This window comes from Nostoc sp. ChiSLP03a, from assembly GCF_034531215.2.
Classification (GTDB): domain Bacteria; phylum Cyanobacteriota; class Cyanobacteriia; order Cyanobacteriales; family Nostocaceae; genus Nostoc.
Window position 1 is genome coordinate 60,733 of sequence record NZ_JAVRBQ020000068.1, and the last position, 22,036, is coordinate 82,768.

19 protein-coding genes are annotated in these 22,036 nt (G+C 40.1%); 6 read left to right on the forward strand and 13 right to left on the reverse strand.

What is annotated here, in order from left to right; all coding sequences use genetic code 11:
• The first annotated feature begins 430 nt into the window (after positions 1-430).
• Positions 431-1,930: a glycosyl hydrolase family 57 gene (locus RMY32_RS11540; protein ID WP_322713744.1), complete on the forward strand. Its 1,500-nt coding sequence runs from the start codon at positions 431-433 to the stop codon at positions 1,928-1,930.
• Positions 1,931-2,434: 504 nt separating this feature from the next.
• Here the strand turns inward: RMY32_RS11540 and RMY32_RS11545 are convergent.
• Positions 2,435-3,793: a sensor histidine kinase gene (locus RMY32_RS11545; RefSeq protein WP_322713745.1), complete on the reverse strand. Its 1,359-nt coding sequence runs from the start codon at positions 3,791-3,793 to the stop codon at positions 2,435-2,437.
• A 262-nt stretch (positions 3,794-4,055) separates the two neighbouring features.
• Between RMY32_RS11545 and RMY32_RS11550 the strand changes: the two genes are divergently transcribed.
• A complete protein-coding gene (locus RMY32_RS11550; RefSeq protein ID WP_322713746.1) occupies positions 4,056-4,784 on the forward strand; it encodes a Uma2 family endonuclease in 729 nt (242 codons plus the stop codon).
• A gap of 145 nt (positions 4,785-4,929) precedes the next feature.
• A complete protein-coding gene (locus tag RMY32_RS11555; RefSeq protein ID WP_322713747.1) occupies positions 4,930-6,102 on the forward strand; it encodes an S-layer homology domain-containing protein in 1,173 nt (390 codons plus the stop codon).
• Between the two features lie 415 nt (positions 6,103-6,517).
• Here the strand turns inward: RMY32_RS11555 and RMY32_RS11560 are convergent, their stop codons facing one another.
• Entirely contained in the window at positions 6,518-6,955 is a 438-nt protein-coding gene (locus tag RMY32_RS11560; protein ID WP_322695631.1) for a CAAD domain-containing protein, read from the reverse strand.
• 1,033 nt (positions 6,956-7,988) lie between these two features.
• Here RMY32_RS11560 and RMY32_RS11565 point away from each other — a divergent pair.
• A complete protein-coding gene (locus RMY32_RS11565; protein WP_322713748.1) occupies positions 7,989-9,713 on the forward strand; it encodes an ATP-binding protein in 1,725 nt (574 codons plus the stop codon).
• A 119-nt stretch (positions 9,714-9,832) separates the two neighbouring features.
• Here the strand turns inward: RMY32_RS11565 and RMY32_RS11570 are convergent, their stop codons facing one another.
• From RMY32_RS11570 to RMY32_RS11590, 5 genes are all read right to left on the reverse strand, one after another.
• Positions 9,833-10,546, reverse strand: coding sequence for a carbonic anhydrase (locus RMY32_RS11570; RefSeq protein WP_322713749.1), 714 nt, complete (start codon positions 10,544-10,546; stop codon positions 9,833-9,835).
• A gap of 15 nt (positions 10,547-10,561) precedes the next feature.
• Positions 10,562-10,873: a P-II family nitrogen regulator gene (locus tag RMY32_RS11575; RefSeq protein WP_322695628.1), complete on the reverse strand. Its 312-nt coding sequence runs from the start codon at positions 10,871-10,873 to the stop codon at positions 10,562-10,564.
• A 4-nt stretch (positions 10,874-10,877) separates the two neighbouring features.
• Positions 10,878-11,846, reverse strand: coding sequence for a sodium-dependent bicarbonate transport family permease (locus RMY32_RS11580; RefSeq protein WP_322713750.1), 969 nt, complete (start codon positions 11,844-11,846; stop codon positions 10,878-10,880).
• A 447-nt stretch (positions 11,847-12,293) separates the two neighbouring features.
• Positions 12,294-12,710: a type II toxin-antitoxin system VapC family toxin gene (locus RMY32_RS11585; protein ID WP_322713778.1), complete on the reverse strand. Its 417-nt coding sequence runs from the start codon at positions 12,708-12,710 to the stop codon at positions 12,294-12,296.
• Positions 12,704-12,955 (reverse strand): hypothetical protein, encoded by a 252-nt coding sequence (locus RMY32_RS11590; RefSeq protein WP_322713751.1) that lies wholly within the window; start codon positions 12,953-12,955, stop codon positions 12,704-12,706. Before RMY32_RS11590 ends, RMY32_RS11585 begins: the two co-directional genes overlap by 7 nt.
• 202 nt (positions 12,956-13,157) lie before the next feature.
• On the opposite strand from RMY32_RS11590, the gene pcrA reads away from it, so the two are divergent.
• Positions 13,158-15,482 carry a DNA helicase PcrA gene (gene pcrA / locus RMY32_RS11595; protein ID WP_322713753.1) on the forward strand — a complete coding sequence of 775 codons (2,325 nt, stop codon included), beginning with the start codon at positions 13,158-13,160 and terminating at the stop codon, positions 15,480-15,482.
• 48 nt (positions 15,483-15,530) lie between these two features.
• On the opposite strand, the gene RMY32_RS11600 is transcribed toward pcrA, so the two are convergent.
• The 5 genes from RMY32_RS11600 to RMY32_RS11620 all read right to left on the reverse strand — a co-directional run bounded on the left by RMY32_RS11600 (position 15,531) and on the right by RMY32_RS11620 (position 19,494).
• Positions 15,531-15,824 carry an antibiotic biosynthesis monooxygenase gene (locus tag RMY32_RS11600; protein ID WP_322713754.1) on the reverse strand — a complete coding sequence of 98 codons (294 nt, stop codon included), beginning with the start codon at positions 15,822-15,824 and terminating at the stop codon, positions 15,531-15,533.
• Between the two features lie 47 nt (positions 15,825-15,871).
• Positions 15,872-16,546: a response regulator transcription factor gene (locus RMY32_RS11605; RefSeq protein ID WP_322713755.1), complete on the reverse strand. Its 675-nt coding sequence runs from the start codon at positions 16,544-16,546 to the stop codon at positions 15,872-15,874.
• A gap of 64 nt (positions 16,547-16,610) precedes the next feature.
• Complete coding sequence (locus RMY32_RS11610) at positions 16,611-18,074, reverse strand: sensor histidine kinase (protein ID WP_322713756.1); 1,464 nt, start codon at positions 18,072-18,074, stop codon at positions 16,611-16,613.
• Positions 18,074-18,808, reverse strand: a complete 735-nt coding sequence (locus RMY32_RS11615) for a DUF4079 domain-containing protein (RefSeq protein WP_322713757.1) — start codon at positions 18,806-18,808, stop codon at positions 18,074-18,076. The genes RMY32_RS11610 and RMY32_RS11615 overlap by 1 nt, the downstream gene beginning before the upstream one ends.
• A gap of 305 nt (positions 18,809-19,113) precedes the next feature.
• A complete protein-coding gene (locus RMY32_RS11620) occupies positions 19,114-19,494 on the reverse strand; it encodes a hypothetical protein (protein WP_322713758.1) in 381 nt (126 codons plus the stop codon).
• 252 nt (positions 19,495-19,746) lie between these two features.
• On the opposite strand from RMY32_RS11620, the gene RMY32_RS11625 reads away from it, so the two are divergent.
• Positions 19,747-20,775 (forward strand): DMT family transporter, encoded by a 1,029-nt coding sequence (locus RMY32_RS11625; RefSeq protein ID WP_322713759.1) that lies wholly within the window; start codon positions 19,747-19,749, stop codon positions 20,773-20,775.
• A 219-nt stretch (positions 20,776-20,994) separates the two neighbouring features.
• Here the strand turns inward: RMY32_RS11625 and RMY32_RS11630 are convergent, their stop codons facing one another.
• Entirely contained in the window at positions 20,995-21,912 is a 918-nt protein-coding gene (locus RMY32_RS11630; RefSeq protein WP_322713760.1) for a metallophosphoesterase family protein, read from the reverse strand.
• Between the last annotated feature and the right edge of the window lie 124 nt (positions 21,913-22,036).

Here is a 22,036-nt window from a genome sequence, read left to right on the forward strand (position 1 = left end):
TATCCTCAAATTGAATTTGCGTAAAGCATAGAATAAAAATTTTTATCTTGAAAAAAAATAATATTTAATGTTTATAGTTTTTGTGGATTTTATAGCTTATTTAAAAAAGCAAAACAGATTCAAGCCCAGAAAACCAGATGAAATTTGAATTTCTGAATTTTGAGTTGTATCATACCATTTTCAAAAATATTTGCAACATAATGAATCGACTATAGGGAGGTACAAATGTACGCTTATAGCAACAAAATTAAATAGAATTACTGTCTATCTTTTAGCGCTTTTTATACAAGTATGATATCAAAACTGTTGAAATACACAGATATTGCGGGACTACAAAGCGATCGCAGTTTGCATCAATAAATAAAGTTGCAGTTCAGAAATTGCTGGGCGATCGCATAATTAGACATACCTTGTTTCGGAGCAATCAGAAATGCTTTCCTTCCCCACAACCCTGACTCCTTTGCCCGAAATCATTGATGGCTTGCCGAATATTTCTGGTTGGGAAACAGAGGTTCTCTCTGTGGTTAACCATGATGCGCCTGTATTTTTACCAACCACGAATATCCGCTTAGAAGATATAAATGCTGTATTTGCGATCGCTTTGCACATGCACCAGCCAACTATACCTGCTGGAAATGGCGGTACACTGATCGGCAATCTGCAATATATGTTTGAACATCCTCATCAAGGGGATAACCACAATGCAGATCCTTTTGCCCATTGTTACAGCCGCATGGGTGACTTGATCCCCGAACTTGTCAATCAAGGTTGCAATCCGCGTGTAATGTTAGATTACTCCGGTAATCTGCTGTGGGGACTGCGGCAAATGGGACGCGGTGATGTGCTGGATAATCTCAAACGGATTACTTGCGATCGCACTTATCAACCTTATGTAGAATGGCTGGGTACAATGTGGGGTCATGCAGTTATTCCTTCCACACCCATAGCAGATATTAAATTACATATCGTTGCATGGCAACATCACTTTGCAGCAATTTTTGGCTGGGAAGCACTAGCGCGAGTCAAAGGATTTTCGCCGCCAGAAATGCACCTACCAAATCACCCGGATGCTCTTTTTGAATTTGTGAAAGCGCTAAAAGAATGTGGATATCGCTGGTTACTTGTTCAAGAACATTCTGTAGAAACTCTTACTGGCCAATCTCTCACTCATAAACATTTACCACATCGTCTAATTGCTCGGAATTCTCAAGGCGAAACAATTAGCATCACAGCTTTAATTAAAACCCAAGGTTCTGATACTAAATTAGTTGCTCAGATGCAGCCTTATTATGAAGCTAAAACATTATCAAAACAACAACTTGGTAATGTGTCTATACCACCAATAGTTAGCCAAATTGGCGATGGTGAAAATGGCGGCGTGATGATGAATGAATTTCCTAGCGCTTTTAAACAAGCTTGGTGGGATATGGTAAATAATGGCGGAGGAAAATCAGGTGTAGTTGGAATGTGTGGTACAGAATATTTAGAATTAATCGAAGCAGCGGGATGCACACCTGAAGATTATCCAACTTGTCAGCCAGTGGGACAACATCAAATTTGGCAGCGAGTTTCACTAGATAATATTCAACCGGAAGCTGTAGAGAATGCCATTCAAGAATTAAAGCAAACAAACTCTAATTTTCATTTAGATGGAGCCTCATGGACAAATCATATCAGTTGGGTAAAAGGATATGAAAACGTATTGTCTCCCATGTATCAATTAAGCAGTTTATTCCATCAGAAATTTGATCCATTACAACAAGTTGACTCAGCAGAATCTGTAACCAGACAATCTCATTATCGTAATGTTCTTCTACATAACCTGTTGTTGCAAACCAGTTGTTTTCGTTATTGGGGACAAGGTGCTTGGACTGATCACGCACGGGAAATTTACCAACGTGGCGAAAGTTTGCTAAAAACGATATTTTAATAATAAAGAACTCAGTTGAGAAAATGAAACAGCCCTGCTTTTTTAAAGGTGGGGCTGGGGATATATTGCGGGGTAAAATATCACTAAATCAAGTATTTTATACCAATTTAATGTGAAGTTACATATATCTAGATCCCCCTAAATCCCCTTTAAAAAGGGGGACTTTGATATGTTTTTCTGGTTCCTCCCTTTATAAGGGGGGCTAGGGGGATCGAATTCTATGCAGCTTTATAAAAAATTGGTATTAGTTTCTAAATAGGCAATAAAATGAAAAATATTTATGACATTTTAGCAATGATTAGAACAAGACCAGGAAGTATTTAGGACAGCGTTCCTTAACTGCATTAAGCAGCTTTTGGGAAACCTTAAATACTATCTAAGGATCTTAAAGTTATAATAGAATAACTTCAACACGAACTCATGCTGATTTCAGAATCAGTATTTGAGCAATTATTTATTTGAAAAAATTGTTAATATATGAGTCATTTTTATCAATATATTTTTTTACACCAAAGGTAACAATATTTCAAATTTTGTACCTATACCAATCTGTGAATGGAAATTTAATTTTCCGCCATGTCTCACAGTGATAATTCGATAACTTACTGCTAAACCAGTATTTTTACCATTCTTTGTTTCCAGAGAAAAAGACTCCGTAATTTGCTGTTGTAATTCTTCAGACATTCCAGAGCCATTGTCAGCAATGCGAATTAAAACCCAGCGAGAATCGGGTGCATCTGGGTTGCTTGCTTCTTGTGATATCACTTCTGTGGTAATCTCGATTCGTGGTTTTTGAACAGTCTTTGTCTCTTCTAAATGTAACTGCTGTCGCACTGCTTCATTGAGTAAAGTATCCACAACTTCACTTAAAATATTCATCAAAACCTGGTTAAATTGCCCCATAAAGCAATACACTGGGGGTAATTGACCGTAGTATTTGACGATTTCAATTTCTCCTTGAAGACGGCTATTAATTAATAAAATTATGCTATCTATACAAGCGTGTAAATCTACTGGTTTGGGAAAAAGTTCATCAATATGACAGAAGTTTTGCAAGCTAGTAACAAGTTTTTTTAATCTTTCCGCTCCTGTGCGAATACTAGCAAGCGATCGCGATAAATCTTGTTCTAAAAAATCAAATTCAATTTCTTCTTTAATCTGATTAATTGCCGGAGAAACTGATGGTAACTCTTGCTCGTAAGCTGCTATTAGTTTGAGTAAATCTTGACTGTAGTTTGAAACATAAATTATATTACCCCAAATAAAACCCACTGGGTCTAAAATTTCGTGGGCTACACCGTCTACTAAACGCCCCAAGTTTGCCATTTTATCATTTTGAATCATTTGGGCTTGACTGCGTTCATAACGAATCAGATTGTCAATTCCCCGAATTTGCCAAGAAATAATATTCAATTCTTGAACATCTAACAATCTATAAGCACCAGATTCCGTTTCTACGACAATTGGTTCTGCTAATAATTCTGGCGATCGCTTTAAGCTAAGTTGCATTGTTGTTAAAATCGATGTTGTATCAGTAACTAGCAACATCGGTGTCCGCACATAGCTGTAGAGAACAGCTAATGGTTGCTGAACAAATAACTCTTGTCCGAATGGACGAATCAAAAATTCTAGTAGTCGCCGCCGCGAAATCATCCCAATAAACTGTCCCTGTTCTACCAAAATTACTCCTGGTAGGAGGGGGTATTTGTCCAAAAAACTAGCCACTTCCATCCCGGTGTGGCTAATTTCCACCGAGAAATTATACATTGGTAGTTCTTGGAGGGTTGAATCTAAACCAAGATCGCGATCGCTACCCTCAGACAAAAATGGCGGTGAGATTTGGCAACTAAATTCTTCTGGCACTAGACACCCTGATTTTTTCAAAGACAGGTAAAGAATAAGTTAATATTTTACATTCTGCCACCCTCAAAATCCGGTTTTAGTTTAGGTATCTAATAAAACTAATGGTCTATCAAGCAGAAAATCTTTCTCAGGCGACTGGAAGTAATTGGCGTGCAATTTATAATCCGGGTGGAGAATATTGAGAAAGCGATGTCTACGACGGGCTACGCCTACGCAAGCTAAACTTAAAAATAACCTTTACCAAAAGTGCAAAGGTAGCGTTATGACTTCTGTAACCGATCCACTCAACGCTCTCGCTCCTTTCCCCTTCCCCGATCATACCCAGCTTCCTGAGTCTAATGGTACGTTTGTGAAAAATTGGCAAGAGCATCCCCAAAGCCTCCTACTAACTGACTCAATTACACCCCTCCTCAAGCAATTAAATCCTGAAGGTGAATACTGTATAGGGCAGGACTTAGGCATTTACTGGCGCTTGACCGATCCCCTTGAAAAAGGCGCAGAAGCACCAGATTGGTTTTATGTCCCGAATGTACCATTTTTGCTCAATGGGCAAACCCGACGTTCTTATGTAATGTGGCGAGAATTTATTGCCCCGTTGATTGTCTTAGAATTTGTCTCTGGGGACGGTAGTGAAGAACGAGATAAAACTCCTTTGAAGGGTAAATTTTGGATTTATGAGCAGGTGATTCGTCCTGCCTTCTACGGCATTTATGAAGCGAGTAAAGCCAGCCTAGAAGTTTATCATCTGATTGAAGGACAGTATCAGATTTTACCAGTAAATGAACGAGGACATTATCCTATAGTTGCTTTGGGTGTTGAATTAGGCTTATGGCAGGGAAAATATCAGAATGTGGAATTACCCTGGTTGCGTTGGTGGGATTTACAAGGGAATTTGTTGTTGAGTGGCGATGAAAGAGCCGAACAAGAATCCCAAAGAGCCGATCGCCTAGCTGCCCAATTGCGATCGCTTGGCATTGAACCAGAAATCTAATACCGTACTACAAACTACGAATTACGTTAGCGTAGCGTTAGCGACGCAGGAGCGTCATTACGAATTAAAAAAGGGCTGGTGTAAAAGAGTCATCTGTGGCTTAATTTGTTTAGACACAAATTTTACTGCTACCAGGGTAATCACGATGACAAATAGACCTCCTTCCGAACCGGAGTCATCCCCAAAAACTGCCCTTGGCTTTGATGAATTTATAGCCATTTTGGTTGCCTTCACCACTATCGGAGCGATTCTTTTTTGGTCATTGTCCCGCAGAGATTCTAGCTGGAACTTAAACGGACTGCTGTTGCCTTCCTCTACTCCATCTCCTAGCGTTCAACCAAATCAAGTATTGCCCTCTCCTACTGCCAAGGTAGAACCTTATACAGTCCCCAACAACGTTTTGCCCTATTCTTCACCTGAAGCTGTTGTTGAACCCAAGACACCTTCATTCCCAACTAACAGCGCAACTCCTTACCGCGCAATGTTACCATCTATTCTGGTAATCCCAACTCAATCCCCACAACCACAAAGACCTATATCTCCTGCAACAGAACTTGAGTCATCACTCAAATCATCAGCGTTGCCTTTAGTAACTCCGGCAAAACCAAAATCAATCATTCCGCCGCCAATTGCATTTAACGATGTGCTTAATGACTTTTGGGGTAGGCGTTTTATAGACGTTCTTTCTGCCCGTGGGATTCTCAAAGGATTTCCTGATTATTCTTTTAGACCAAATCAGCCTGTAAACCGCGCTGAATTTGCTGCCATACTAGAAAAAGCTTTTGACCAAGAACCGTCTAAGACTGCGATCGCATTTCAAGATGTACCAACAAAATTCTGGGCAACTTCAGCAATTGACCAAGCCATCAGTGCGGGTTTTCTCAAGGGCTACCCGAAAAAAACCTTCAAACCACAACAAAATATTTCACGAGTGCAAGTTTTAGTTGCCCTTGTTAGCGGGTTGAATTTGAAAGCACCCACTTCCCCAAATCAGATTATCAGTTTCTATAAAGATGCTAAAGATATTCCACCTTATGCTATCGGCAAAATCGCTGCCGCTACAACTAATGGTCTGGTAGTTAACTACCCAAATCCCCAAGTCCTCGATCCCAACAAAGTAGCTAGTCGGGCGGAAGTGGCGGCGATGATTCATCAAGCTTTAGTCAAACGGGGCAAACTGGCGGCAATTACATCTCCGAATATAGTGCGTAGGGATAGCCCGGCGCAGGCATCGCCCAAAATATCTCCAGAACTTCCACAGACTCCAAAACCAAACCCAAAAGTTAAATTACCCACCGGAGGTTCGCCTCAACAATAATTACTAATTCGTAATTAAACCAAGGATCGCAGGAAGCAACTTCTACGGCTACTAGCGTTATGGGTGTAGTCTTAATATTACAAACTGTTAAAGATTTGGTCAGCAACTTTGAGAAAAGACTGGACACCGACTTCCGGCGTCCAGTCTTCGGGGATTTGGAATTAGAGCGTACTTCTACAAAGAGCAAGCTACGCGTAGCGTCTCATAGAGAAGCGTTGAAGTAGGCAGCTATGCTGGAGGTTTTATTAAGAAGGGGATTCAGACCCCTCCTTAATAAGCAGCCCCAAATTTTCTTGTTTTGTGGTGGTCTTAAACCCAAGACCCGTTTGCTCACGGCAAGAAACAGTGTTTCGACTACGCTCAACAACCGGGCAGTTTTCCTCCAGCAAGAACTGCCTTCCTTGATAATTAGATATTAAGCTTCTGGAATTTGTTTGCCGACAACTTGTGATTTAAGAGTGGTGATTTCACTCGTTAACTCTTTCCTGGTTGAGGCTTTGAGTAAATAACGGTAAACAAACCAGGCAGAGTAACCAATACCGATCAACTCAAAAGTAGGTGCTACCAAAGGGATATCATTCAAAGCATCTAATATTGCCAAGAGTACTTTAACGGCAACAATTGATCCTACAATCAAGCCAACTGTTACCAGGGGTTGCTTATATTGATTAAAGAAGCTTCCCACATAATCTGGTAATGTTGCTAAAAAGGTAGAAATTTGCTCCCCGTATTTTAGCCATTCGTCTTGAGACTGTGCCGGAGGCTGGAGTTTGGTGATGGTTCCTGTTTGGCTGTTGATCTCTGCCACTGTAGTCTCTTTAGATGGGGTTTCGGTAAATTCTTGTTCTGGCATTTTCACTCCTATTAATTTGACAGTTGAGTTTTTCTAATCTGGATAATTACAACCAAAAGATTGTTGATTAGGTAATGTACTTGTGAATCAGTACAATTTGGTGAAAGGCACAAAAAGATTTTAGTGTCCTATAACCATAGTTGCCCCATACTATCTACTGCATCAACTACAAGATAGACAGTCAGTAGGAGGATAGAACTCAGAAGGCAGCAGGATGTATTATAATCAACTTCCTGAGTTTTATTTTTGGAATCAACTGGAATCCTCAGGTTGTGATTATCCCATTGCGTGTCATTTGCTCATAATCGTACTAAATCTAAGTACAAATTATGCAAAAATCACTCCACTACTCATTTATATAAGCCTAGAAGCCGATTTTATCCGATATTAAAGCTATCTTAAGCCGCGTTCGTCAATTCACGCATTCGTATTGATATTAATACGTAATAAAAATTTTTGCGCGTTCATATAGACTAGACTTTTAACCTGTTTTATGATATGTGTGCCAGGATATGGGAAGACTTGGGGACAAGGGGGACAAGGGAGACAAGGGGGAATTATTGAACAAATCTCTCCCAAGTCTTCCCCCTCTTCTTTGTCTACCTTGTCTCTTCTTCATGCCCAATTTCCAATAAGTATCAAACCTTTTGTTTTTTTCCTGATTGTATTAATTTTCTAAGGAAGCAATAAGGTAGAGTAATCGCGTAGGCGATCGCAAGAACTCATTGCTTGCTATCAACCGCATATTGTGGAAAGTAGTGTAGTCAGGAGAAGACGCTCTCAGGTTGGTCTTTGGTGGAGGAAACTATATCGTCGATCCTAAAAAAAGTAAGTTATCTTAAAACAGTAATTATACTTAGGTTGGTAGTTGGAAAATTTACTTATATAAGTTAAGGTGGTACTAATTATCTAGCAAGCAATGATTTGCTCTTGCGATAAAAGAAGATAATGTAGATGTTAATGACTAATTAAGGTATTTTGACAATCTAGACTAATTTGATTATTTTTGCGGGAAGGCAAGGAGGTTTGAGAAATGCCGACTCAAAAGCCAACCCCTATCTACAGCAGTTCAGAAAGCAAAAAAGTGTCAGCCGAAGAGCCATCGACAGACGAATTCCCAACTATAGAATTTCCTTCACGAGGGAAACTCAAAGCTAGTTCTTGGCGTATCCATCAAAAAATTGGTTATGGATACTTTGTAGCTATTGGAATTGGCTTTTTTGGCTCACTGACTGGGTTAGTGATTGCTAATTACTACCGAGGAAGGGAAGTTAGACAATTCAATCAAGCTTATGAACAAGGACAACTACTGAGTAATTATAAAGATGCAGTAGTAGGGGCGCAATTACATAGTTATAACCTAGTTGCTGTATTAGAAAATTCACAACAACTGCAAAGCAAAAAAGCTGATTTTCTGAAGAATGTTGAAAAAGCCAAGCAACTAGAGTCAAAAATTGGCGGATTTCTCGATAGTAAACCTAAAAGACTAGCAGCAACAAGTTCGACTTTGCAGACCTTATTGCTGAATTATAAGACTAATTTAAAATCCTACGTTGACCAAATCGAGGTCGTCTTACAGAAAATTGACTCTTCAAAAGTGCAGCCTCAGAAGATTTCTTCGGCCCGATCGCAGTTATTAACAATAATGCGTGGTGAAACAGCCATGCAGCTAGACCAGCTTTCTCAAAGCTTGACTAACATCCTGCAAACAGCCCAAGATCAAGAGCAAGAAAGGCAAAATGCCGTTGAGCAGGCGAGAATAGTTGAGCGATTGATCGTGATCGTGAGTATGCTGGTTTCGGTAGCGATCGCAGCCATTGTAGCTTGGCGTACTAGTCGAGCGATCGCTGAACCAGTGATCACTGTAACCCAAGTAGCCGAACAAGTTGCCAGGAAACATAATTTTGATTTGCGAGCGCCTGTTACCACTGAAGATGAAATTGGCCTACTCGCCAAATCTCTAAATCGTCTGATTGAGCGCGTATCTGAGCGAACAAAAGAACTACAACAAGCTAAAGAATTAGCCGAAGCTGCTAGCAAAGCAAAAAGCATATTTTTGGCCAATGTCAGCCACGAATTACGCACACCGTTAAATGCTGTTATTGGCTTAAGCCAACTACTAGAAGACGACGCTACGGATCTTGGTTTATCGCCAGACTTTATCACCGACTTAGAAACAATTAACGCTGCCGGTAAGCATCTACTGCACTTGATTAACGAAATCCTTGACTTGTCAAAAATTGAAGCAGGGAAAATGACCCTGTATCCTGAGACATTCGAGATTGCAACGCTAATTCATAATGTTGTTCTCACAGTCAAACCAGCTATAGAAAAAAATGCCAATGTTTTAGAAGTAAATTTTGATGAGCAACTTGGCACAATGTACGCCGATCAAACTAGGATGCGGCAGGTATTGTTAAACTTACTCAGCAACGCCAGTAAATTCACTACAAACGGCAAGGTGACATTGACAGTCAACAGAGAAAAGGATGAATTCCGACCGGAGGCTCCTTTGGGCAGCATTATTTTCACCGTTACCGACACCGGTATCGGTATGTCTAACCGTCAACAGCAGCAGTTATTTCAACCTTTTACCCAAGGTGATACTTCAACGACGAAAAAGTATGGAGGTACAGGACTGGGTTTGGCAATTAGCCGCCACTTTTGTCAAATGATGGGTGGTGAAATTATTGTCAAAAGTCAGCCAGGAATTGGTTCTACTTTCACTATTCGTCTGCCAATGACTGTGCAGGATTGAATGGGGCATTGGGCGTTAGGAGTGCTGAGTAATGAGTAATGAGTAATGAGTTAGAGTTATTCTCCCCCTGCTCCCCTGCTCCCCTGCCTCTCTGCCCCCCTACCCCCTCATCCCCTGAATTAAGTAATGATACTCACCCTTCCTGTATCCAAGTCGTAACGTCCTCCGACAATTTTCAATTTGCCTGATTCCACCTGCTCAGTTAAAAGCTTTGAGCGCTTCAATCGTTCGATTTGATATTGCACATTTGCCACTACAGCGTTTTCAACCGCGTCACCCGGCTGACTCTTGACCTTTTCCACTGCTGGCTTAATTGCCTTCACAAAAGTACTAATATCACCGAGTAACGATTCGTTTTGGACAGCTGCGGTTACTGCGCCACAACGCTCATGACCCATCACCATCAGCAGTGGAGAACCTAATAAGACAACTGCATATTCAATACTGCCGATCGCTTCATGTGTGGCAATATTTCCGGCAATTCGAACATCAAAAATGTCTCCAATGCCTTGATCGAAAACAATTTCTGCGGGTACTCGTGAATCCGCACAACTAAGAATAGTTGCAAATGGATGTTGAGCTTGAGCAACTTCGTGCAGCCGCAGCTCAGATTGATCGGGGTATTGGGGATGATGAGCGACAAAGCGCTGATTTCCATCAATCAGCTTTTGCAATGCTGCATCGGGACTGAGAGATTCAGGGGAAGTTGAGGGAATTTCGGCAGCTTTAGCCTGTTCTACCCGCCAAAGTAAATCGCTGGCAGATAGCATCATCCCAAACGCCCCGGTCATTCCTAACTTCAAAAACTCACGACGTTCTATGAAATGCTTCATTGATTTATAACTTTTTTACATTGACGCAACACATCTGACAGAGCGAATCTCCATGACATCGGAAACGTAACAAGTACCTCCGAACTTATTAAGGACTGGTTTGATATTTTCGACAACACGCTTGAGTTGTTCTGGCATACAAAACGCGAGGATGTAAACATTATCAAGCATGGTCATGTCTAAATCTTCTGTCGTTCCTCGTAATCCTTTACCAACAACATTTCGGATTACGGCATGGTTATGTACACCCGACTTGTCTAAATTATCTAAAATTTTGGCAAGCTCAAAGGAGTTAGCGATAATTTCTATCTTTTTAACTACGTGCATATTATTACCTCCAAAATAGGTTAATTCCGTAGAGATATAACGGAATTCCCACAATAATATTGAACGGGAATGTTACTGCTAAAGCGGTTGAAACATACAGGCTGGGATTTGCTTCGGGAACAGTCATCCGCATAGCCGCAGGGACAGCGATGTAAGAAGCACTGGCACACAATACAGCGAACAACAGCGAATCTCCGCGAGGCATACCGATGAATTTGGCGATCGCTAATCCAATGCCTGCATTGAGTATTGGAATTAGTATGGCAAATAAAATCAGGAAAACTCCGGTTTTTTGCAAGTCTTTAATTCTTCTGGCAGCCACTAGTCCCATATCTAGTAAAAAGAAGGTGAGAATGCCATAAAACAATCCTTGAGCAAAGGGTTCTAATACGTGCCAACCACGTTCTCCTGTCAAGACACCGATTAAGAGGCTACCGACTAGTAGAAAAACTGAACTATTAAGAAATGCTTCTTGCAAAACTTCCGACCAAGCAAACTCTCGCTTTTCATCAGCGGTGAATATACTTACCAAGATCAGACCTACAATGATCGCCGGAGATTCCATCAGGGCCAGAGCTGCTACCATGTAACCATCATACTGAATACCAAGCTCTGTGAGAAAAGCACCAGCAGTGATGAAAGTGACGGCACTGATAGAACCATAGGTTGCTGCGATCGCCGCAGCATCGTAAGTATCCAGTTTCCACTTCAGGATAAAAAAGGTGTAAATTGGAACAACACAAGCCATCAACATTGCTGCCAGGAGTGTTAAAATTACTTCCTGATTCAGTCCGCTTTTGATTAGTTCTACCCCTCCTTTAAAACCAATTGCAAACAGCAAATACAACGAAAGAAGTTTGGGTACTGGTGGGGGAATTTCTAAATCAGACTTGACAAAAATAGCAGTCATGCCTAAAAAGAAAAACAGAATTGGCGGATTCAAAATGTTGGATACAATTAAGCTAAAATCCATATCCACCCCTCTTTATACTTGTGAAACCTGCAATTCAAGAAATTTTTCATCTTTAAAAATTTAACGGTTCAATGATGATGTATCTGGTATTGTTACCTAATGTCAATTGGGTACTCAAAGAGTGAATAGTCTTATTGGTGACTATACTTTCAGTTAGGTATTACAGTGTTTTTCAAGCAAATAAACCACGGTCTAGGAAACATTGTTATGTCCCCACGAAAACGTATTGGGGCAATTTATTAATTTAATTGCCCCTACTGTTGACAACAGAACAAGTTAGAGCTTGCTCGCGATGTTTTGATGTTTGATTCCCCGTGGCTGATTTTACGACACAACGCGCCGGAATAACTAGTGGCTAAGTTTTCTACGTAGAAAAATTAACGTATTGTCATGGCAATTATGAATTCCCACAACACAAACTTTGTCTAAATCCCAGAATTTTTTGATTTACAACAGTTTTGTAAATCCTGCTTGCTCAAAATGTCGATCAGATGTAAAGGCTTGAGTAATCCCCTCCTGTGTCATCACCGCAAAGCTAATACAGTCAGTTAGTCCCCAATCTTTATCAGGACGCTGGCTATATAACATCCAACCTTCATCCAGCAATTTTTGGTCGAAAGGAATGATTTGCACACTTTTTAAAACTCTCAAACTGTTGATGAAAGCAACTGTCTGAATACGGCTAACTGGTGTACACAGAGCATCTGCAACCTCCAATAGTACAAATTCTGTTGTCACTAAAGGCGTTTCTAAGCGCAGAAGTCTATCCATTACCTCATTTGCCTGGTGATGAAGATTATCCCTAACATTAAGAAGAGCAATCCAGGCAGCTGTATCTACAAAAACTTTCGTTAAGGTTATGATTCTCGCTTTGGCATTCCATAGAGATAATGGTCATGCTGCTGTGCCAAATCGCTAATATCTGTATCAACTGCACAATTTTTAATCAACTGCCTCAGCTTATCCCAATCTGAGTCTTCTGGCGTTGCTGGGCCAGGTGTGCGGTTTTCTTCGACAAACACAATTATAACTGACTGCCCCTCGTGCCCTTCAATTGGTTCGTTAGGATGAACTACACCGTTTTGGAATGTGCCTTTGACTGACAGCATAGCTTTTTCTTACTTCTACATAAATCATGATACAGTACCATTCTGGTTAAGAAGATTGCCACACAATCTTTGTTGACCAAGTTTCGTTAGGATGTTGTAATCTGGGCAATAGCGACTTTCTATTGATGTGACCCCAGGCGTAGGCGTAGCCCGCACTTCGGCTGCGCTCAGTGACCGTCGGAGACATCGCTTTTTCACATCTATGACAACAACCATCGACTTTCTCAGTCACCTTAACCCCAGCCAACGTCAAGCTGTCGAACACTACTGCGGCCCGTTGCTAGTTGTTGCTGGCGCAGGTTCCGGTAAAACACGAGCGCTGACTTATCGCATTGCAAATCTAATTCTGAAACACCGTGTCGATCCAGAAAATATCTTGGCGGTTACTTTTACGAATAAAGCCGCGCGGGAGATGAAAGAACGGATTCAACGGCTGTTTGCCGAACAACTGGCGATGAAACAACACGGTCAGCGATTGGATTTGTTGACAGAATACCAACAAACGCTACTGCGATCGCAAGTTTACAAAGATACGATCAAAGATTTGTGGTGTGGCACTTTCCACAGTCTATTTTCTCGCATTCTCCGCTTTGATATTGAAAAATACGTAGACGAAAAAGGACGCAAGTGGAATCGCAATTTTTCTATTTTTGATGAATCAGATGTAATCAGTCTAATCAAAGAAATCGTTAATAAAGAGCTAAATTTAGATGATAAAAAGTTTGATGCCCGTTCTGTTCGTTACGCTATTAGTAACGCTAAGAACCAAGGTTTATCACCCCAAGAATTTGAGCGAGATCAACCTAATTATCGCGGACGGGTAATTGCCCAAGTTTACAATTTATATCAAGATAAATTAGCACAAAACAACGCTCTTGACTTTGACGATCTGATTCTTGTCCCTACAAGATTATTTCAACAAAACGAGCAAGTATTGGGTTACTGGCATCGCAAGTTTCGTCATATCCTCGTAGATGAATACCAAGATACTAACCGCACTCAGTATCAACTGATTAATTTATTAGTTACTAATGGCGAAACCAAAAAGAGCGAATGGGAATGGGAAAATCGCTCAGTTTTCGTTGTTGGCGATGCAGACCAATCAATTTACAGCTTTCGGATGGCAGATTTCACCATCTTGCTAGGATTTCAGGAAGACTTTGGCGATGGTTTGGTAGATGATGACACCCGAACGATGGTTAAGCTAGAAGAAAACTATCGTTCTTGTGAAAATATTCTGCAAGCGGCTAATGAACTGATTGAAAATAACACCCAACGGATTGATAAAGTCCTGAAAGCAACGCGAGGATCGGGCGAACAAATTACTTATCACAAAGCCGATGAAGAACTTGCAGAAGCGGCATTTGTAATTAATCAAATTAGCACTTTAAAAAACCAAAATCCAGAGTTAAACTGGGGTAGTTTTGCCATACTTTATCGGACAAATGCCCAATCTCGTCCCTTTGAAGAATTGTTAGTGAAATATCAAATTCCTTACACAGTTGTGGGGGGAATGAGGTTTTACGATCGCAAAGAAATTAAAGATGTAGTTGCTTATTTAAGAGCGATCGCTAACCCAGCTGATACAGTCAGTTTATTACGAGTTATTAATACTCCCCGGCGAGGAATTGGCAAAACCACTATTGACGCTTTGGTAAACGCCTCTGGGCAACTAGGGACAACTTTGTGGGAAATACTTAGCGATGAAACATCAGTTAATACATTAGCTGGACGGGCGGCAAAAGCTGTAAATAACTTTGCTGCAATGATTAGCCGTTGGCAAGGACAAGTTGCTACGCTTCCAGTGACAGAGGTTTTGCAAGGAATATTAGAAGATTCTGGTTACGTTCAAGACTTGATGAATCAAGGCACAGATGAAGCCACAGATCGGGTACAAAACGTTCAGGAACTTTATAACGCTGCACTGCAATTTCAAGAAGAAAACGAAGAAATTTCCCTGCGAGACTTTCTCAATAGTGCCGCCCTCAGTTCCGATTTGGATAACTTAAAAGAAGGCCAGACAGCCGTTTCTTTGATGACTTTGCACGCTTCCAAAGGTTTGGAATTTCCCGTAGTATTTTTGGTGGGATTAGAACAGGGGCTATTTCCCGGCTTTCGTTCCCTCAGCGATCCCGCATCTTTGGAAGAAGAACGCCGCTTGTGTTATGTAGGGATTACTCGCGCCCAAGAAAGGTTGTATTTATCACACGCGCGGGAACGCCGTTTGTATGGTTCTCGCGAACCTGCGGTGCGATCGCAATTTCTCGACGAATTACCAGAAGAATTATTAACTACTCAACGTCTAAGTCGTCAAAGTTATACTAAAAGTGCCTCTACTCCCAATGGAAAGCAAGACACGAAGCAGAATTGGCAAGTAGGCGATCGAGTATTACACAAAACTTTTGGTCTTGGTGAAATCACTCATGTTTTCGGAACGGGTAATAAGATGTCTGTAGCAATTAAATTTTCCAGCTTGGGACAAAAAATTGTTGACCCAAGAGTAGCGCAGTTGCAACGAGTCGAGTGATACAATCGCAGAACCCCGGCTTATTAGAGAAGTCGGGGTTCTTGTTTTTCATATTTTAATTTCTTCAAAGTGTTCAACAGTGGGAAATGGTTCATAAAAATGATGCAGAAGTTTTTTCCACTCTTGATACTCAGCAGAATTTCTAAATCCAACAGTATGAGATTCTAAAGTTTCCCATTTGACAAGTAATAAATATTTACCTTGAACTTCTATACATTTATGCAATTCATGAGATAAATATCCGTCCATTGAGGAAATAAAATTAGAAGCTTTTTTGAAAGCAGCTTCAAAATCTGATTCCAAACCAGGTTTAACATGAAGCATAACTGCCTCAAGAATCATAAAGTTTTTCGGTGATAATTAAAACAATGTTATATAGTATCAATTTACTATTCCCGAAGTACATAGCCCACACCGCGCACCGTATGAATCAAGCGTTTTTCATTATTTTCCTCTAGTTTTAGACGCAAGTAGCGGATGTATACTTCGATGATATTGGAATTACCCATAAAGTCGTAACCCCAAACTTTTTGTAGAATTTGGTCTTTAGTAAATACCTGACGGGGATGTGAGAGTATATATTCCAATAAATCGAACTCTTTAGCGGTTAACTCAATTGCCCGCTTACCCCGGTAAACTTGGCGAGTCCGGTGATTTAAACTCAAGTCTTCAAACTGAAAAATATCGCGATCTGTTTCTTGAGTGCGGCGTAGATGAGCGCGGATTCTAGCTAGCAGTTCCTCTATACTAAATGGTTTGACTACATAATCATCAGCTCCTGCATCCAAACCTGCCACGCGATCGTTAACTTCATCTTTTGCTGTCAGTAAAATTACTGGTATTGAGATACCAGTTGCCCTCAATCTACGACAGATTTCCAAGCCTGACAGCCCTGGAAGCATCCAATCAAGAATGACTAAATCTGGCGATAACTCCCGTGCTAACGTTAAACCAGCGATGCCATCATGTGCCACGCTTATATTGTAACCTTCGCTACTTAGTTCTAGTTCGACAAATCGCGCCAGTTTAACTTCATCTTCAACCAAGAGGATATTTGCTGTCATATTTATGATTTTAAAGTGTACAGGGTGACAATCAAAGTGTTTACTTTAACCTGACTTTGACTAGCTATGTAAGTAGAGTGATGGTAAACACACTCCCTTCTGCTAATTTTGATTGCACAGATACACTACCACCCATACCCTCTACAAGTGTTTTAACAATGGATAAACCCAAACCACAGCCGCCAGTCGCATGAGAGCGGGATTCATCTACGCGGTAAAATCGCTCGAAAATCCGTGTTTGGTGTTGTAAAGGAATACCATAACCTTTGTCACAAACTTGAATAATCGCTTTGTCATGAAACTGATTTAACTTTAAAATTATCGGCATGCTAGCTTCAGAATATTTAATAGCGTTATCAATCAAATTGAGCAATATTTGTTTAAAACGGCTGTAGTCTATTTTAACTTCGATGGGATAAGTTGTTGATTCGATTGTAATTAAGCGATCGCTATATTTTTGTGCCATTACCACAACTTCTTCAACTAAGTCATTCAACACATAAGATTTCATCTGAAAATTCAAATAACCACTATCTGCTCGTGCTAAATCAAGTAAATCTTGCAGCAAGCGAATGGTACGCTCGGCTTCTGAGGCAGCAGTTTCTAAAGCTTCTTGTTGAATTTCGGTTAAGTTATTCTGCCGTCGCAATACGCTTTGTAAGTAACCATGTACAATCGTTAATGGTGTACGTAATTCGTGAGAAACATTACTCACAAATTCTCGTTCTTGCTGCCAAGATTGCGAGAGGCGCGATAACAACATGGTTAAAGTTTGAGCTAATTCTTTGACTTCGCTGGGTGCATTATCAACATATAGTTGTGCTTGTCCTAAATCTTCTATAGAAATGACAGAAGTCATCTGACTTAGCTGGCGCAGTGGTTGTAGAGAACGCTTAATATAAAATGCACTTATAGTTATTATTAAAATAATTGCCAAAATACTGCTAACATTCAAATTCCGCAGCATTACCATAAACATTGTCTGTTCGCGAGTAATATCATGTACGACAAATAGCTTACCCAGAGACTGACCCTGCACTTGCAAAGAACTACTACTCATAACAAAGTAGCTTTGATTAACTTGATAAATTTGTGCTTTAATCTGCATATTACTAAGGGACATTAACTCACTCACAGTAGAGTCAGATAACAAATCAAAATTAGCAGATTTTATCAAAATTTTATTATCAGGACTTTTTACCCATAAAAGTATATTGGTACTTGCCAAGTTGTTAATAGCCTTTTGCAATCCAGTTTCAGGTTGCATCATTTCACTATAAAGTTGCACATCGTGCGGCAAACGTTTAGCGATTTGTTCTATATCATGCTTACGACTATCAATCAAAATTTGCTGCATTTTCCAACTAATCCATGCAGCAAAACTACCTAATATTAAAGTTGAAAATGTAGCAATACCAATGGTTAAACGTAATTGCAGTGAAAAAGGATCGAGATTTATCCAAATCTTTGTAGTTGCTTCACTTTTAGTTTTGTGTAGGGGATTGAAAATATTGTGAGTTCTATTCATTATTGATTTTTAGGTAGAGATAGTGGCTGGATTGTACAAGGTTTAGTATCACATTTGTGCTCATAAAGCATATTGATATAGCGTTCTTGCCAAGTAAGTGGAACTTCTAACAATGAGCGCGTTCCTGTTATCCCCTGCCCGATAAATAGTAATAGAGCAAGAGAACTAATAGTAATGTGAACCTTGCGCCAACGATTGGTCTTATCTTTATAAATTTCTGGCAAAATGGAGAGTGAAATAATCATCAGCAGAGCAGAGGCTAGCCCATAATAATAGTGGGAGATATACCATTGGTCAGTTTTGCGGTAGATGCCATCTTGACATCCAAGCACCACTAATGCCATTCCTGTGAGGGTTGCAAATATAGCACGCCAGTTTTTCTGTTTTGCCTGATAGAGGAAATACAGAGAAGCGATCGCAGCCACAAACAATAATCCGAGAAAGACTACCTTAAATGGTGCTTTCATCCAAACTTGATTTTCTAAAATATTACCAAAAATATCGTAGGCAAACGCTATTAAAACAAGACCTACAACTGCTCCCGTTAGCCAGCGACCCAACTGGGTATGCTCTTGTCCTACAGTGGCGGGAATTTTACTCTTACCTATAGCTAAAGTTTGCAATCGGCGTTGACGGACTTGTAAAGCGCGGTTGACAATGACGCCAATTAAAGGAAATACTACTAGTACAGCGATCGCTGGATGTAACAACAAGATAGCATCTCTAAATTCCATATCTGACCTCCGATCAAAGTTACAAATTAGTTTTTATCAAACAGAATTCATAAGTCAGGAACAAAGCTAAAGACGCCCCTGAATTCTTCTTAAATTATTTATGTCTACCCATTAATTAGGGTTATTTCGTTCTAAACACAAACTGCCCAGAACTAAAGTTTTGCGGCTCATAGCCCAAGTCCACGCTTGGTGGATTAAAAGCCTTTATTAGTCGTCTTTAGACGAATGAGTGCTATTAGCCTCAGAATTTTTTCTCAGGGGGGCTAGATGAGAAGAAAATAGCCCTACCTACTTGTAACTAAGGATTACTTGACCTCATCAGCCTCAAACTTTGTTACTTTACCTTTTTTAACCGCAACTACTACATCAAAGGTAGAACAGTATGAAAAGGTGACATTATTGGCTTTATTGTAAAGATTAACCACCATACCTGCACCACCGGGTTGAATACCTAGCGGTTCAAGATCCCCAAAAAAGAAACGACGGAGTTCATCACCACCGCCAAACTGACCCTTATGCTTGATGACCAAATCAATCTTTTGTTGAGTAGTCAAACCTGTAACATCTTTCTTTTCTGCGGCTGATGCTTGCACCAGTGAAGGACTGACAATTTTAAGTGGAACATCCCAGACTGTTAGCATACCAACAAGAGCAACACTTGTAAGCAGAGAAGAAGCAATTTTCATTTGTTTTTCCTTATGTTTAAGTTTCCTGATGAACTAAAGCATCTCATCTGCTACTGAAGCTCAAGTGAAACTAATCTAGTAATTATCTGAATTTATTCCTTAGAAAAATTTAGTTTAAACTCAGCATATTCTCAGAAAACTCTGATATTTTCAATTTCAGCTTGTTGAAAGTGTTTTCTCAGATTCATCTCACCTTAAATTACCCAAGTCAACTGAGTATAGTAAAGAGTATTTTTGGCAGCGCTATTTATTATGAGCAGACCGAGAAGATGGCGTCCTTTTATCTATAAAATTCCAGGTCAAACCTATCTCTGGCTAGCAATTTTGATTTTTGGAGCTTCGAGTGCAGTTACCCGCAAGTTGACACAAATTGGCGCTCAACATTTCATGGATGGTCGAAATCCGATTTCTTTATGTAATGTTTTGTTCGTAGGGAATTTATGTGCCTTGATAGTTATGTTACCTATTTATCGGCGACAGTGGAACAAAAAGGTTTTGCAACAACTGTCAAAGAAAGATTGGTTAGCGCTGATAGCAGTAGCTATTTTATCAGGAGCGCTTGTCCCTGGCTTAATTTTTCAGGCATTAGCATTAACAGGGGTGAACAATATTATTTTGATTGGACGCTTGGAACCACCTCTGGCTATGGCTTTATCAGTCTGGTTACTGAGGGAACGGGTAAATCTTTGGCAAGTTGTAGGAGCGATCGCTGCATTTGTCGGTGTTACCCTAACTATTCTCCTACAACCCTCACAGATGACTACGATCAATATGGGTGTTTTAAAATTAGGTATTGGGGAATTATTGGCGGCGATCGCAGCCGTGGCTTCAGTAGTTTCAACAATTATTGTTAAAGAATGGCTTTGCGATATCCCAGCGGGAATTTTTAGTATCTTTCGTACTGCTCTAGGAACTGTAATATTTTTCTTTACTGCTTTAATTCTCTATGGCAGCGACCACTTTATGGATGTATTTTCACCTTTCTTGTGGCAGTGGATGCTTGTTTATGCTGCTGTGATTGTGGTTTTAGGTCAATCATTTTGGCTCAAAGGCTTGAGAGCTTCTACCGTGTCAGGGGCTTCCTTAGCTGGCTCCTTTACTCCAATCATCGGAATCCTAGCTGCTTATTTGGTACTGGGTGAAGTTCCTACCTTAGCTCAATATATCGGTGGTAGCTTGATTTTAGCTGGAATATTCCTGGGCCAAGTTGGTATTCGCTTTCAGATTTCTCGTAAAGTTGCAACTCAAGTAGAACAAGGTATGGGATTTAAAGGGATCTGAAAAGTGCTGAGTCAGAAGTTATTTCTCTTTCATCTCCCCTAAAATATTGGCGATCGCACAAGTAATACCAATTCAAAATTCAAAATGACGCTCGCGGACTCGCTAACGCTGCGCTAACAAAATTCAAAATTAAGAAAGCCAGACATCACAAAGGTATGTCCGTATGTATCTGTTGCATTCTTTTTTCAAATTGATATAAGTTCTGGTTGAGTCATATAACTAAGCTGATTTTAATTGAATAATCCCTCGATCAAAAACGCGATTATTAGTAGCGCTCGCACTTATTTCTATTCTATCTTTATACACTTCATAAGAGGCAAAACTTAAGTCACTGGTAGAATACCCTGTCCACTCAGAACGCCCTACAGGACGATTACCAGCACCAGCACCACAAATTAAATAAGTTGTACCATCAATAGCACGAGTGCGTTCATAATTATGTTCGTGACCATTGATGTAAAGTTGAACGCCGTATTTTTGAAATAGAGGAGTAAAAGTTTTAATAAAATCTGGATTACTCCCATACTGGCCCGATGAATAAATCGGATGATGGCCAAACACTACTTTCCAAGGAGCATTACTCAGACTTAATTCTTTTTCTAACCAACTTAGCTGGTTTTTCCAATCAGCATTACTGTTAGTATCTAAAGCAAAAAATTGTACTTGATTACGTTTAAACGTATAATAACGTCCCTTCATATTAAAGCCAGCATACTTGACTTGGCGATCGCCATTAGCGGTACGAATATCGTGATTACCTAAACAAGCCTGAAATTTCACACCTTGCTTGAGTAAACCTTGATAAGGACGCTCAAAAACTGCATTTATTTTCTCAATTTCGCCGTTATTGTAAATGTTGTCTCCAGCTAAAACGACTAAATCATAAGGATTTTTCTGATGATACGCATTCATTGCTTTAGCCACAGCATACTGTCCTTTAGCCCCAGTTCCCGTATCTGCTACAGACACAAAACGTAATAACAAGTCTTTTTTGGCTGGGTTGGCGGCTATAGCTGTTGTTGAATCGCTAATATCAGCACTTTGATGATTTTGATGAGTAAACATCCAGGCTAAAAATCCTGTACCAATGGCGCTGAAGCTACTTAAAAATAAAAATTGACGGCGTTTCAGGTTCATAACTCACCAAATTTAATAAATAGTCAGTTTAGCGGAAAACTTTGAGCAATGAAGTGATACATTAATGCAAAAGAAGGCAGCACCAGTAATAATGTACGTTGTTTGTCTTTGATTCGCTGCTTTT

Coding starts and splice junctions, on each gene's coding strand:
- RMY32_RS11540 (WP_322713744.1), top strand. CDS start 431: ATGCTTTCCTTCCCCACAACCCTGACTCCTTTGCCCGAAATCATTGAT.
- RMY32_RS11550 (WP_322713746.1), top strand. CDS start 4,056: ATGACTTCTGTAACCGATCCACTCAACGCTCTCGCTCCTTTCCCCTTC.
- RMY32_RS11555 (WP_322713747.1), top strand. CDS start 4,930: ATGACAAATAGACCTCCTTCCGAACCGGAGTCATCCCCAAAAACTGCC.
- RMY32_RS11560 (WP_322695631.1), bottom strand. CDS start 6,955: ATGCCAGAACAAGAATTTACCGAAACCCCATCTAAAGAGACTACAGTG.
- RMY32_RS11565 (WP_322713748.1), top strand. CDS start 7,989: ATGCCGACTCAAAAGCCAACCCCTATCTACAGCAGTTCAGAAAGCAAA.
- RMY32_RS11570 (WP_322713749.1), bottom strand. CDS start 10,546: ATGAAGCATTTCATAGAACGTCGTGAGTTTTTGAAGTTAGGAATGACC.
- RMY32_RS11575 (WP_322695628.1), bottom strand. CDS start 10,873: ATGCACGTAGTTAAAAAGATAGAAATTATCGCTAACTCCTTTGAGCTT.
- RMY32_RS11580 (WP_322713750.1), bottom strand. CDS start 11,846: ATGGATTTTAGCTTAATTGTATCCAACATTTTGAATCCGCCAATTCTG.
- RMY32_RS11590 (WP_322713751.1), bottom strand. CDS start 12,955: ATGCTGTCAGTCAAAGGCACATTCCAAAACGGTGTAGTTCATCCTAAC.
- pcrA (WP_322713753.1), top strand. CDS start 13,158: ATGACAACAACCATCGACTTTCTCAGTCACCTTAACCCCAGCCAACGT.
- RMY32_RS11600 (WP_322713754.1), bottom strand. CDS start 15,824: ATGATTCTTGAGGCAGTTATGCTTCATGTTAAACCTGGTTTGGAATCA.
- RMY32_RS11605 (WP_322713755.1), bottom strand. CDS start 16,546: ATGACAGCAAATATCCTCTTGGTTGAAGATGAAGTTAAACTGGCGCGA.
- RMY32_RS11610 (WP_322713756.1), bottom strand. CDS start 18,074: ATGAATAGAACTCACAATATTTTCAATCCCCTACACAAAACTAAAAGT.
- RMY32_RS11615 (WP_322713757.1), bottom strand. CDS start 18,808: ATGGAATTTAGAGATGCTATCTTGTTGTTACATCCAGCGATCGCTGTA.
- RMY32_RS11620 (WP_322713758.1), bottom strand. CDS start 19,494: ATGAAAATTGCTTCTTCTCTGCTTACAAGTGTTGCTCTTGTTGGTATG.
- RMY32_RS11625 (WP_322713759.1), top strand. CDS start 19,747: ATGAGCAGACCGAGAAGATGGCGTCCTTTTATCTATAAAATTCCAGGT.
- RMY32_RS11630 (WP_322713760.1), bottom strand. CDS start 21,912: ATGAACCTGAAACGCCGTCAATTTTTATTTTTAAGTAGCTTCAGCGCC.